At 43.0% G+C, this 13094-nt stretch carries 11 protein-coding genes and 2 pseudogenes; 5 read left to right on the top strand and 8 right to left on the bottom strand.

Annotation, left to right across the window (positions count from 1 at the left end):
• The first annotated feature begins 376 nt into the window (after positions 1–376).
• Positions 377–919: a GNAT family N-acetyltransferase gene (locus ACGF7G_RS20815; RefSeq protein ID WP_387468075.1), complete on the top strand. Its 543-nt coding sequence runs from the start codon at positions 377–379 to the stop codon at positions 917–919.
• 299 nt (positions 920–1218) lie between these two features.
• Here ACGF7G_RS20815 and ACGF7G_RS20810 read toward each other — a convergent pair whose 3' ends face one another.
• From ACGF7G_RS20810 to ACGF7G_RS20775, 8 genes and pseudogenes are all read right to left on the bottom strand, one after another.
• On the bottom strand, positions 1219–2709 hold the full coding sequence (locus ACGF7G_RS20810) for an insulinase family protein (RefSeq protein WP_387468073.1): 1491 nt from the start codon (positions 2707–2709) through the stop codon (positions 1219–1221).
• A gap of 178 nt (positions 2710–2887) precedes the next feature.
• Positions 2888–3595, bottom strand: a complete 708-nt coding sequence (locus ACGF7G_RS20805) for a HAMP domain-containing protein (protein WP_387468071.1) — start codon at positions 3593–3595, stop codon at positions 2888–2890.
• Positions 3596–3830: 235 nt separating this feature from the next.
• On the bottom strand, positions 3831–4850 hold the full coding sequence (dppF, locus tag ACGF7G_RS20800) for a dipeptide ABC transporter ATP-binding subunit DppF (RefSeq protein WP_387468069.1): 1020 nt from the start codon (positions 4848–4850) through the stop codon (positions 3831–3833).
• The gene (dppD, locus tag ACGF7G_RS20795) at positions 4847–5827 is read right to left on the bottom strand and encodes a dipeptide ABC transporter ATP-binding protein (RefSeq protein WP_133814420.1); all 981 of its coding nucleotides are present in this window, start codon (positions 5825–5827) and stop codon (positions 4847–4849) included. The genes dppF and dppD overlap by 4 nt, the downstream gene beginning before the upstream one ends.
• A gap of 12 nt (positions 5828–5839) precedes the next feature.
• The gene (dppC, locus tag ACGF7G_RS20790) at positions 5840–6739 is read right to left on the bottom strand and encodes a dipeptide ABC transporter permease DppC (RefSeq protein ID WP_133814421.1); all 900 of its coding nucleotides are present in this window, start codon (positions 6737–6739) and stop codon (positions 5840–5842) included.
• 10 nt (positions 6740–6749) lie between these two features.
• Positions 6750–7769: a dipeptide ABC transporter permease DppB gene (gene dppB, locus ACGF7G_RS20785; protein WP_387468067.1), complete on the bottom strand. Its 1020-nt coding sequence runs from the start codon at positions 7767–7769 to the stop codon at positions 6750–6752.
• Between the two features lie 216 nt (positions 7770–7985).
• Complete coding sequence (gene dppA / locus ACGF7G_RS20780) at positions 7986–9593, bottom strand: dipeptide ABC transporter periplasmic-binding protein DppA (RefSeq protein WP_387468066.1); 1608 nt, start codon at positions 9591–9593, stop codon at positions 7986–7988.
• 740 nt (positions 9594–10333) lie between these two features.
• Positions 10334–10553 (bottom strand): annotated as a pseudogene (locus ACGF7G_RS20775) (pyridoxal-phosphate dependent enzyme); the annotation flags it as partial.
• Between the two features lie 234 nt (positions 10554–10787).
• Between ACGF7G_RS20775 and ACGF7G_RS20770 the strand changes: the two are divergent.
• The 4 genes and pseudogenes from ACGF7G_RS20770 to ACGF7G_RS20755 form a co-directional block, all read left to right on the top strand.
• Positions 10788–11336, top strand: coding sequence for a tRNA-dependent cyclodipeptide synthase (locus tag ACGF7G_RS20770; RefSeq protein ID WP_387468064.1), 549 nt, complete (start codon positions 10788–10790; stop codon positions 11334–11336).
• A complete protein-coding gene (locus tag ACGF7G_RS20765; RefSeq protein ID WP_387468062.1) occupies positions 11296–11520 on the top strand; it encodes a tRNA-dependent cyclodipeptide synthase in 225 nt (74 codons plus the stop codon). The genes ACGF7G_RS20770 and ACGF7G_RS20765 overlap by 41 nt, the downstream gene beginning before the upstream one ends.
• Before the next feature lie 69 nt (positions 11521–11589).
• Positions 11590–12573: a cytochrome P450 gene (locus ACGF7G_RS20760; protein ID WP_387468060.1), complete on the top strand. Its 984-nt coding sequence runs from the start codon at positions 11590–11592 to the stop codon at positions 12571–12573.
• A gap of 49 nt (positions 12574–12622) precedes the next feature.
• Positions 12623–13094: pseudogene (locus ACGF7G_RS20755) on the top strand (transposase); the annotation flags it as partial.

The following is a 13094-nucleotide window of genomic DNA, read 5'->3' as shown; positions in this document are numbered from 1 at the left end:
GATAAAAACAACGGTTAAAACTTTATACCCATTAAATCTATCGAGTAAAAAAACGACTTCCGATAACAGGTTAAATAGGTTTTCATAATAGTGATACACCCATTTTGACCCTTCCCGATTTTTGCTGTTGTCATGATACTGCTTCCATGAATACCTTTACATGTTGAAGCCATTGCCACATAAATTGACAACAGTAGTTCCGTGTCACGTCGTTCATTTCGGAGTATCGATGCGATGATAGACATAACGCAGTCCGTTTGGTGATTTGTGACGATTGATCAGATCGTCAAAATCGGACTGAGTTCCCTCCAGTGATCTACTCTTTTGAAATCTCATTTATACTGTATACGATAATTTCATTAATATGGTACTCGCTATGGAAAAAGAAATCTTTATTTTTAGAGAAGTTAACGTAGAAGACGCAAACAATCTCATTGTTTTTTTTAATGATTTGGATAACACATCGGAATTTATGTTGCTTGAGCCGGAAGAAAGAAAAACAAGTGTTGAAGAACAGGCGGATATAATAAAAGGATTTGGAAAAGACAGGCAAATGTTAATATGCGAAGATAGTAAAAACATTGTTGGATTTATTGTTATATCTAGAGGGGTATTCAATAGGAACAGGCATCTGGGTTCTATTGTTCTTGGAGTAAAAAAAGAATATAGAAATAAAGGCATAGCAAGAACCCTACTCGACAAAGCGCAAGATTGGTCACGGAAAAATGGAGTTAGTAGACTTGAATTAACCGTTGCAATAAAAAACACATTGGCAATAAAGCTTTATTTGTCATCAGGTTTTATTTTTTCTGGCATCAGAACTAGCTCACTATTTATAAATGGTGAACTGACAGATGAATACTATATGACTAAAGGAATATCTGAAATAGTAATAGACAGTGTGGCAAACAACCGGTGATTAAGCTAAGATTTTTTATGAAAGGAACAACATATGGAGAGTATGTAGATAATTACTCTATTCAGCATAAAGAAGAAATTAGTCAGAATATGCATCTTGCCGTGTTATCAATAAGGGCTTTAGATGAAGAATTCCCGTGTAAATAGCATTTTTCAGATCGTCGGGTACTCCTACATTAGATGAGAGTTAACAGATTCTTGAAGTTGATTTCTAATCAACTCAGACCGTTGACAAACCCATTGAAAATAACCGGGTTTGTCAACAGTCTGAAGAGCGATATTCCCGCCCTTTTTGCTGCCCTAAGAAGCCTTTTCTTCTGGCTTAGATACCGGCTGCTGTGCCTGCGCCGGAGCATCAATCTTATGTGGTGCAGGCAACATTATCTGATTAAAACCATTTCTTAACTGGTTTACATCCACTTCTGCTTCCCCTTTCGGCTGAATCAGAACAAACGCGACTTCTTGCGAGAGGATCTGTTTCAGTTCATGATTTAGCATTTCAGGTGTCAGGGAAGCTAAAAATGCTTGTCTCAGGCGTTGATACTGCTCAGGAGCAATATCCACCACATTGCTTTGTTGGGACAAAAGACGCTGATTAATCAGAATATCCGTGCTGGTATGGGCATACATGGCAAACAACTGGCTGAGTTGGGATTGTTTCTGCGCATACAGCTCATCAAACTGTGCCTTAGGCAATCCTTTATCACGTAGTGTTACCAATTCAGCAGCCAGATATTCCATCGCGGGTTTTAAATTACCTGCCGTCGTGTTGAGATTCAGAGCACAACTCGCACGCTGATACTGAACTTTGCAATCCAGCCCCAGTTTCAGCGCCTTATCATTTCTTCTCTCCAGCCCAAGTTGCAGGTAACGATAAAGTGCCTCACGGGTAATATCACTGATCCAATAGCGGCTCAACACATGTGAATCATTCATCGGCTGCCAGTTGAGATCCCAAATTAAGGATAAGGTATCTTCTTTATTTTTATCACTGATCATCCCTATCGTATCCGGTTTCATCGGTAACAACGCCGCGATAGTTGCCGGAGTATGGCGCTTACCTTTCAATGATGAAAACACCTGGTTGATATTTTCCAGTAAAATACGACTATCCACATGGCCCGCGACATACAACGTCATCATGTCAGGGGTATACCACTGCCGGTAAAATTGCTTAAGTTTATCCAAATCAACAGGTTGAACGGTGGCCTGTGCCGGATCATGTCCCAACAGCGTTGAACCTTGCAAACGTCTGCGCCACACCGGATCCTGTATATCTGGAGGATAGGTCGCTACCGATGTACCCGCCATTTTCATGGCATGTTGTAGTGTCTCTGGCGTAAATACCGTTTTGCCCGCCGCGTCAGCCAGCCAACTCAACGCACTTTTTAACAGTTCAGGACGATTATGCGGCAAACTCAGGCTATAAAGTGTGAAATCATATGAAACAATCGCGGGAGGCAGCGGGTATTTAGGATCGATAGCACTGTTCCAAAGTTGTTCCAGTTTGGAGGAAGACAAACTTTTGCTGCTGAATAACGCGACTTTCGGAATCAACCAGGTATAACCCGCCTGTTGCGTTTTCTCCGCCAGCGAACCTGTTTTCACTACAAGGCGCAACTGTATTCTGTCGTTAGGACGCTGCGGCGTCTGCAAGATTTGCCAGTTAAAACCGTTTTCCAATTTGCCTTGTTTCCAGGCAGGGTCAGGTTGCAAAGCTTCTGCCTGCGCCTGGCCTGCAACGGCCAGCATTATCCCACCAATAAAATAACGAATTTTCGTACCCTGCATGTGAACCCCTATAGATGTCTATCCTTGGTTTTAGCCTTCGGCGGTTTAACCAGTGATGACAGAATATGTTCCCTTCGACCAATAACAACGGTAGAAAAAGCAAAAACCTGAGTTTTAGCAGGTGAAATCCTGTCAGAATTATAACTGAGGGTTAGACCTCAAACCGCCCCGGATGGTTTCATGATGACGGAGGTTTATGTTTATCAAATTGACGATTATATCCCTTGATCAACAGACCCAGTTCATCATCCTGGTGGCCTTTCGGGCAAGTCATTGGCTCTGGTGGTTGATCGTTATTAAGATCCCGTGCAACGTTACGCAATGGGTGCACAATAATCCGGTTAATACACCAGCTTATCGACACAGTCAGAATAAGCGCTAACAATAAATACGTCGTCAACATCAGTGCCAACGCATTAATAGCAAAACGATATACCCGATTAGAATCTACCTGTAAAATCAAATGCCCCAGCGGTTTAGCGTCTATTGGCGCTGAACCATAAGCATGGAGAGGAATACTCACTTCCACAGGGATCCCAAAAATACGTTCAGCCAATTCGGGAATTGGACGATGGGTGGCAAAGCTTAATCGTATCACCCGGATATCCTCCGGTAACACCACATCTGCCCGCCCTAAAATACCCGCAGTACGTAGCCCTATCAGTAACTCTTTTGCTTTACTGAGATCGGAACTGAGCAACGCTTCGGTTAAAGGTGCCTGTACCTGAACTGCCGCATTATTAAGCTGACTGATATAATCATCTTTACGTTGCTGTATAAGATGACACAATTGAATAGTAATAAAAATAGCAATGGTCACCAGCGTGACGCCGGTCACTGCGGCCATCTGTTTAATGGTTAACGAACGTTTGACGCGCAATTTCATTTTCACTCAAACCAATGCCTGTGAGATATCGCAGTTATAACATGTGATCAATGGAATTGAGTATACTTGATTTTATCGCTAACGATCCTGTTTCACTTACCCAAGTCGTTATTTTTCTGAAATAATTACCTTTAATGGCTATCTGTGACGGCTAAAGACAAAAGTAAATATTTAAATGGTGATAATGGCTAACCCATTATCACCAAAAATGTTTTATCTCATGATTACCAAGCAATTACTCCACCGCAACATTTTCATCCTGATCAACGGCAAAACAGGCAATCAGTTGCTCACCATATTGATTCAATTTTGGCTGAAACTGCGTACAGGCGCTAAATGCCCGACGACAACGAGCCGCAAACGCACAACCGGGTGGTGGATTCATCGGGCTTGGCAATTCACCTGTCAATTTTATCCGTTCACGACGTAATTCAGGATTTAGTCTTGGCGTTGCTGATAACAGCGCCTGTGTATACGGATGACGTGGATTACTGAAAATCATCTCCTTATTGCCTTTTTCCACACAGCGGCCAAGGTACATCACCATCACTTCATCCGCGATATGCTCAACCACAGACAAGTCATGGGAAATAAACACATAAGACAATCCCAAATCCTGCTGCAAATCCATCATCAGGTTCAACACTTGTGCCCGCACCGAGACATCCAGCGCAGAAACCGGCTCATCCGCAATTAACACATCCGGGTCCAACATCAAACCACGGGCAATCGCGATTCGCTGGCGCTGACCACCAGAGAACATATGCGGGTAACGGTTGTAGTGTTCAGTTTTCAACCCGACTTTCGCCATCATCTGCAATACTTTCTCTTTACGCTCATGCGCATTCAGTTTGGTATTGATCAGCAAAGGTTCCTCCAGGATTTGCCCAACTTTCTTACGCGGGTTCAGCGAACCATAAGGATTCTGGAATACAATCTGGATTTTCTGGCGACGCAACTTTTCAGCGTCTTTATTTGGCACCAGCAGATCCTGTCCCTGATAATAAAGTTCACCGTCAGTTGGCTTTTCTATCATTGTCAGCAATCGCCCCAATGTGGATTTACCACACCCCGACTCACCAACCACTGCCAGCGTTTTGCCTTTCTCCAGTTCAAACGAGATACCATCCAGCGCTTTTACAGTACGGGCAGGTGAAAATAATCCCCCTTTGATCGGGTAATATTTTTTCAGCTCTGTCGCTTTTAATAACGGTGCCGTTGATGTTTCCCGCGCCTGATAAATATGTTCACTCATATTGTCGGCCTCCCCGCATCATCCAGCGGTGTATGGCATTTCACCTGACGTTCCCCTACCGTTCGTAATTCCGGCTCCATCTGGCGGCAATGGTCATTCGCATATGGGCAACGCGGATGCATCAGGCAACCAATAGGCCGGTCATATTTCCCCGGCACAACACCCGGTAAAGAGGCAAGACGGGATTTATCCGTGGCAAATTCAGGTAATGCCCTGAGCAGTGTCTGAGTATACGGATGACGTGGCGCACAGAAGATTTCTGATGCTTTACCAGATTCCACAACCTGCCCGGCATACATCACGATAATATGATGAGCAGCTTCCGCGACTAATGCCAAGTCATGAGTGATTAAGACCAACGCCATATTTTCCCGTTGTTGCAACTCCAGCAACAGTTCAATAACCTGCGCTTGAATGGTGACATCCAAAGCCGTTGTCGGTTCATCAGCAATAAGCAATTTTGGCCGGCAAGCAATTGCCATTGCGATCATCACCCGTTGGCTCATACCACCGGATAATTGGTGCGGATAAATATCCAGACGCGACGCGGGATCGGGAATGCCAACCAATGTCAGCAGATCGATCGCCCGTTGGCGGCGGGTGCGACGGTTGCCACCCTGATGCACTTTCAGCGCCTCCATAATCTGATAGCCAACGGTATAACAGGGATTCAGGCTGGTCATCGGGTCCTGGAAGATCATTGCCATTTCTGCACCAACCAGTTGGCGGCGTTCTTTCTCCGAGATTTTGGTCAGATCACGCTGGTTAAATTCCAGTTTGTCTGCCATCACCCGGCCCGGATAATCAATCAATCCCATGACGGCCAATGAACTGACTGACTTACCGGAACCGGATTCTCCGACAATCCCGACAACCTGACCCTGTTCAACACGGTAGCTGATGCGGTCAACAGCACGGAATGGCGCATCTTCTTCACCGAAGTGAACCGATAATTTTTCTACATTTAACAATGCCATTTCGCTACCTCGCTACTGCTTGAGTTTAGGATCAAGTGCATCACGCAAACCGTCACCCATCAGGTTAAACGCCAACACTGTCAGCAGAATTGCCAACCCAGGGAAAGTCACTACCCACCAAGCACTTTGTGCAAACTGCAATACATCAGACAGCATGGTTCCCCATTCCGGCGTAGGTGGCTGCGCCCCCATCCCCAGAAAACCCAAAGCAGCCATATCGAGAATGGCATTGGAAAAACCTAAAGAAGCCTGCACAATCAACGGTGCCAGGCAGTTAGGCAGGATATTGATAAACATCTGGCGCAGGGAACCCGCCCCAGCCACTTGTGAAGCCGTGACATAATCGCGATTAACTTCTACCAGCACCGCCGCACGGGTTAAACGGATGTAATGGGGCAGAGCCACAAAGGTCAAAGCCAGAGAAGCATTGACAATTGACGGCCCAAATATCGCCACCAGCACCAACGCTAACAGCAGGCTTGGCAATGCCAGCATAATATCAACGATACGCATGATGATAATATCCACGATGCCACCGAAATAACCTGCCAGCACCCCCAGTACAACTCCCATTAATAGGGATAACACCACAACCAGACATCCCACCAGCAGTGAAAGCCGGGCGCCATACATCAGACGCGAAAGTAAATCACGACCGACATCATCAGTACCAAGAATAAACTGCCAGCTTCCCCCTTCCTGCCATACCGGCGGAGTCAACAAGGAACCACGGAACTGCTCCGCCGCACCATGCGGCGCGAGTACCCCTGCTAACAAAGCAATCAACAACATCAGCACAATATAAACCAAGCCAGCAACCGCCCCCTTATTGCGCTTAAAGTAATACCAGAACTCCTGCATCGGCGTCATAATCTTAGGCGCACTGTTTGCAGGCTCAGTCACTTGAGACATAATGCGCTCCCTATTTCTTATGACGGATACGCGGGTTAACCACGCCGTACAGCACATCAACCACTAAATTAACCAAGATAATCATGATCGCCACCAGCAACACCCCTCCCTGAACCACCGGATAATCCCGGCGTTGAAGGGCATCGATCAGCCAGCGTCCAAGCCCCGGCCAGGAGAAAATGGTTTCAGTCAGAATGGCCCCCGCCAGCATGATACCCACCTGCAAGCCGATAACAGTCACAACCGGCAGCAACGCATTGCGCAGTGCATGAACCACAATCACACGGATGCGGCTCAAGCCTTTGGCACGGGCGGTGCGGATATAATCTTCACCCAATACTTCCAACATAGAAGAGCGGGTCATACGGACAATCACCGCCAGTGGAATTGTCCCCAGGACAATGGCAGGCAAGATCATATGCATTACGGCATCTTTGAAATCACCTTCTTCACCCCAGAATAGGGTGTCGATCAGCATAAAGCCCGTCAGTGGATAACTGTCATCAAGGAAAATACTGTCACTTATCCTCCCGGATACCGGTGTCAGATCCAACTGGACAGAAACCAGCATGATCAACATGATCCCCCACCAGAATATCGGCATGGAGTATCCGGTCAGGGAAAGACCTATCGCAGTATGATCAAAAACCGATCCACGCTTTACCGCCGCCAGTACACCAACCGGAATACCAACCGCAATAGCAAACAGCATGGCGCATATCCCCAGTTCAAGAGTTGCCTGGAAACGGGGAACAAATTCTTCCCACACCGAGATACGGCTTTTCATCGAAATGCCGAGATCTCCTTGTAATACATTGCCTACATAATGAAAATATTGCTGCCAGAGTGGCTTATCCAGCCCCATTTCAGCCATTAACTGAGCGTAGCGTTCAGCCGATATTCCACGTTCCCCAGCCATAATGGTCACCGGGTCTCCGGGGATCATATGGACAAAAGCAAAAGTCAGCAAAGTAATGCCAATAAACGTTGGGATCACTAATCCCAGACGTCGGAGTATGAACTGCAACATATCCCGAACTCTCTTTTTTTAAATGCCGGTTACAGCTCTCAGGCCGTTTGGCTTGATAAGGGGGAGGACTTTCCCCCTTCGGCTCACAACTCAATGAACATCTTGCCCCTACTTGTTTGTCAGCCTTTCCCCGGCGATGACTGATAGCCGGGGAGAAGTCGCCATCTCCGTTAAAAAATCAGGAAGATGGCATATCACAACCGAGTAAAAACATGATTATTCAAGAGATACGTCGCTAAAAATATGCCTGCCCAGAGGATCAACGACATAACCTTTGACCTCTTTACGAACCGGTTCATAAACTGTGGAGTGAGCGATAATCAGCGCCGGAACCTGTTCGTGCATCACAGCCTGAGCCTGTTTATAAAGCTCAACGCGTTTAGCATACTCAGAAGCGATTCGTGCTGGCTGAATGACATCTTCAAATGGCTTGTAACACCATTTAGAGTAGTTAGAGCCTCGTTCTTTGGCCGCACAACTAAACAAAGTTGCGAAGAAGTTATCCGGATCACCATTGTCACCGGTCCAACCCATCATCACAATCTGATGCTCACCATCTTTAGCCCGCTTTAGGTATTCACCCCATTCATAGCTGACAATTTTGGCCTTAACACCAATTTTTGCCCAGTCAGCTTGAACCATTTCAGCCATACGGCGGGCATTCGGGTTATACGGTCGTTGTACTGGCATTGCCCACAGGTCGATAGTAAAACCATCGCTCATCCCCGCTTCCTTCAGTAACTGCTTCGCTTTTTCCGGAGAGTACGAGTAATCTTTAAGATCATTGTCGTAACTCCACATGGTTGGTGGGATCAGGTTTTTGGCTTTCTGACCAGCCCCCTGATAAACCGCATCAATGATAGCGTCTTTATTGACAGCCATTGCCAGCGCTTGACGAACTTTGACGTTATCCAATGGCTTCTTGGTGACGTTGAAAGAAACATAACCGACATTCAGACCTGGCTGTTCCATCAAGACGATATCTTTATCCTTCTTCATGCGGGCAATATCCGCTGGATTTGGATATGACATGATCTGACATTCATTTTTCTGTAATTTTGCATAACGAACGGACGCATCAGGAGTAATAGAGAAAACTAGCCGGTCAACTTTGGCTTTATCTCCCCAGTACTCTTTGAAGGCTTTATACAGAATGCGAGAATCTTTCTGATATTGCAGCAACTGGAACGGGCCTGTACCAATTGGATTCAAATCGACTTTCTCCGGCGTACCGGCTTTCATCATCTTATCTGCATATTCGGCTGACAGAATAGAGGCAAAATCCATTCCTAAGTCAGCCAGGAATGGCGCTTCCGGGCGGCTCAGTTCAATCCGGACAGTATAATCATCTACTTTTTCAACCTTATTGATTATCTCACTCATACCCATGCCAATAAAATACTCATAGCTGCCGCCTGACACCTTGTTGTATGGGTGGTTGGTATCTTTTTGCCGCATGAAAGTATAGATCACATCATCAGCATTGAATTCTCGGCTTGGTTTGAACTCTTTGTTATCGTGCCACTTAACGCCTTTGCGCAGATGAAAAATGTAAACTTTACCGTCATCACTAATATCCCATTTTTCAGCCAGACTCGGGATAATTTCCGTTTTACCTGTTTTGAAATCAACCAAACGGTTATACAGTGGTCTTGAACTGGCATCATAAGTTGTACCAGCCGTGAACAGTTGTGGGTTAAATCCTTCTGGTGAGCCTTCAGAGCAGTAAACCAATGTTTTTGCCTGAACGCTGGCAGTGACGGCCAATGCAATTAAGCTGATCCCTAGCTTCAATAACCCTGTCTTTTTAGAGGAAGTTGTCATTCTCTTGCACTCCATTTGTGATGTTGTTGTGTACAGCCAGAACCTGAATTTTCTGTCAGGAACTACGCTGTTTGGGCTTGGTTTATTATTTTTCGGCTTACAATTAAACAACTGTTGTCCCCGGCGTCAATAAGATCTCAACAGATGTCATAAACAACAGAAAAACACAAAAGAAACCAATTATTAACATTGTTAGCACAAAAACATGACAATGCGCACATTTTATAGACAAAAAGACCATGAAAAGGCAATGGTTGCAGTATGAATAACTGTTAATCAATATGCGATATTTATGACCATACGATTAATTAATAAACGAATATTCCGATAGAAAAGATGATAAACGGCATAAAACGCTGTGTGCTGAATAAAACCGACACCGGAAAAGTGAATGGAATAAGTGTGATGCTAATAACATAATTCAATACACAAATAGGTTACCCATTTATTTAATTTTATATCCTCTGGTTTCATTAAATCATTAAATAGTGTATCTACAAACAAATGTACTCCAAATTGCCAGTATCTCATTAGCGACTTTTTTCTTTTTATACCCCATTAATACCCTTTTTCTTTTTTATCTTCCTAATACCAAGAATGGTTAATAAATCAACGATAACCAGAACTACAATCAGACTTTCAACAGAAAAAGCGATACGCGAATCAAGATATTGAAAACAGATCACAAAGATGGGTATTAACAATAGTAATAAAGAGACATGAAGTGGCATTAATAGCATTAATGCTGCCCCGCCATTTCCTGTCGAACAGTCAATTAGTGTCATGCCTTGCTGTATTTTACCTTCCTTCTCAAGAGTATTAACAATATGTAAGAACGTTCTGTCTTTGTGACTTCCTGTAGGGTTCCGATATTCACACTTCGAAAATACTCTATTACCGTTTATTTTTAATTTATCAATCTCGAGTAAAAGCTGTATTACCTATATCACTTAATTTCACGTTTATAGAAGATGACATTCATACACTATTATTATGTTTTTTCAAACAAGTAATTCAGTGGATACCATATATTTCTTAGATGAATAAATTAAACCTTATTTATCATAAAATTAATGCAATAAAGATAAGAACAAATATATTAAACATCATTGATAGTTAGTAGGCGTTATTTTATTATTTAGCTATTATTAGCGTGGATATAATCTTTCTACAGGGATCAATGGTAAGCAAGAAATGGAAATATTATCAGCCCATTCAGCGTTGTTATACAAGAATTCAGCATCATTTACTGTTCAAGGTGAAACCCCTCGTTGTAACCAAATTATTCAGAGAGGTGATCATGCGCTAGTAGGGATAAGCCCCTTTAACTCGCGTTTTTCAAAGGACTATGTTGTAGACCTTATTCAGTGGTCACGTCATTATTTCCGACAAGTCGACATATTGTTACCTTGTGAACGTGAAGCTTCACGCCTTTTAGTTGCTAGTGGAACTGAGGATGATAAAGCTATCAAGAAAACGCAACGTGAAATTAAACGTCATGTACGTCGCCTTGACGATATTATTTCTATAGCAACACTAAAAAGTAAGCAAATCAGAATCATTCAATTTAGCGACTTTGCACTAAACCATGATTACCAATCTCTTAAAACACAAGTTGAAAACGCTTTCAATGAATCAAAACCTTTTAAAAAAAGCTGCCTTGATATGTCTTTTCAAGCCATAAAAGGGAGACTAAAAGGTATTGGACAATACTTTGATCAAATTGACCTACAATGTATATAAAGCGTTGCCATATATTTTCGCTGAAATTCCCTTTTATCTCAATCCCCCTCGATTACTTGGAGTAAAACACTCTACATTGCTCTATCACCGCCCTTGGCCAATCGGAAAAGGGTTATTTAATGGTAGTTATCCTATACAAGTAGGAGATAAACAAAGTTACGGAATTGTCACTCAATTAGTTTGATGAGATAGCAGCAGTGTTTAAAATCAATAGATTCTTAGTCGTCAATATCATTAGAAAGGAAGCAAAATAATGGCTAAACTAAGTTCTTTCAACATTCACGCTCCCAAATTTATAAAAAACCCTTACGATTTTTACGATACCTTGCATCGACAAGATTTAGTGTATTTTGACCAATCCCAAAATAGCTACTTTATCGGCAAATATGAGGATGTTGACGCTATTTTAAAATCCCCAATTTTCAATACGCGGCCATTAACTGAACGTGCGGAACCTGTTATGGGAGATCGAGTTCTTATTCAAATGGAGGGTGAAGAACACGCATGTAAACGAAAACTCATGATGCAAGGTCTTTCAAGAGATCATTTTAATCGTTATCACAAACCCATGATTCGAAAGATTACTGAAGATCTGCTACAACCTTATATAGCAAAAGGAAATATAGATATTGTTAATGACTTTGGTCGAGATTACACCATATTAGTTACATTAGGTATTCTTGGACTTCCAAGTGATAACTATCGTGACATGTCTGAATGGCACAAGGGTATCACCAATTTCATTACCCAGTTTGACCAAACAGAATCAGAAAAAATACACAGTCTTGAATGTAGCCAGAAATTGATTCGCTTACTAAATCCTATAATAGATCAAAGACGGTGTAATCCCTGTGGGGACTTTATATCGATACTTTGTGGTGATAATGGGCAAGATACAGGGATGTCTACAAGTGAAATTACAGCATTATGTTTAAATATTCTATTAGCTGCCACAGAACCTGCCGATAAGATATTAGCAATGATGCTTAATCACTTAATATCTAATCCGAATATGCTTGATGCAGTGGTTAAAGATCGCAGTCTAATTCGAGATGCATTTGAAGAAACTTTGCGTCTGACGTCACCCGTACAACTAACTCCAAGAGAAGCGGGTGAAAACGTCACTATTTCTGGTATTGATATCCCTAAAGGTGCTCTAGTATTTTGTATGATTGGTGCAGCTAATCGCGATCCATCAGTTTTTTACAAACCAAATAAATTTGATCTATACCCGTAATCATTGAAGATGCTTGATTTTATCTGAAATGGAGATCATTATCCTCGCTATGAAAATATTTATTACATCAGAACAAAAAATCAAACTTGAACGTCTTCACGACACCACTCGTGATGGTCAAGTACGAGACAGAATAAAAGCTATCCTTCTGGCTTCTGAAGGCTGGAGTTCTGTGATGATAGCCCAGGCATTGCGACTCCATCAGACCACCGTTGACCGCCATATCAGTGATTACCTCAATCAGGGGAAACTTAAATCTGATAATGGGGGGTCTGATAGTTTACTTTCTCGAGAGCAAACTGACCTTTTAATCAACCACTTATCTCAAAATCTTTTCCATCACACCCATGAAATCGTGGCCTATGTTACTCAGCTCTGGAATATGACCTTTAGCATTCCAGGCATGAATAAATAGCTACACCGTCAGGGTTTTTCTTATAAAAAACCTTGTGGTGTCCCTCATAAATTTGAGGCAGAAAAACAGAGACAATTTATTGAATATTATGAAAATTTTAAAGTCA

This window comes from Photorhabdus sp. RM323S (assembly GCF_042879375.1).
Taxonomy (GTDB): domain Bacteria; phylum Pseudomonadota; class Gammaproteobacteria; order Enterobacterales; family Enterobacteriaceae; genus Photorhabdus; species Photorhabdus tasmaniensis.
The sequence above is the reverse complement of the archived record's forward strand: the minus strand, read 5'-3'. Positions and strand labels throughout refer to the sequence as shown.

Bases quoted from the DNA above. Each gene is read 5' to 3' on its own strand.
- ACGF7G_RS20815 (WP_387468075.1), top strand. From the start codon at position 377: ATGGAAAAAGAAATCTTTATTTTTAGAGAAGTTAACGTAGAAGACGCA.
- ACGF7G_RS20810 (WP_387468073.1), bottom strand. From the start codon at position 2,709: ATGCAGGGTACGAAAATTCGTTATTTTATTGGTGGGATAATGCTGGCC.
- ACGF7G_RS20760 (WP_387468060.1), top strand. From the start codon at position 11,590: ATGGCTAAACTAAGTTCTTTCAACATTCACGCTCCCAAATTTATAAAA.
- ACGF7G_RS20805 (WP_387468071.1), bottom strand. From the start codon at position 3,595: ATGAAATTGCGCGTCAAACGTTCGTTAACCATTAAACAGATGGCCGCA.
- dppF (WP_387468069.1), bottom strand. From the start codon at position 4,850: ATGAGTGAACATATTTATCAGGCGCGGGAAACATCAACGGCACCGTTA.
- dppC (WP_133814421.1), bottom strand. From the start codon at position 6,739: ATGTCTCAAGTGACTGAGCCTGCAAACAGTGCGCCTAAGATTATGACG.
- ACGF7G_RS20770 (WP_387468064.1), top strand. From the start codon at position 10,788: ATGGAAATATTATCAGCCCATTCAGCGTTGTTATACAAGAATTCAGCA.
- dppA (WP_387468066.1), bottom strand. From the start codon at position 9,593: ATGACAACTTCCTCTAAAAAGACAGGGTTATTGAAGCTAGGGATCAGC.
- dppD (WP_133814420.1), bottom strand. From the start codon at position 5,827: ATGGCATTGTTAAATGTAGAAAAATTATCGGTTCACTTCGGTGAAGAA.
- dppB (WP_387468067.1), bottom strand. From the start codon at position 7,769: ATGTTGCAGTTCATACTCCGACGTCTGGGATTAGTGATCCCAACGTTT.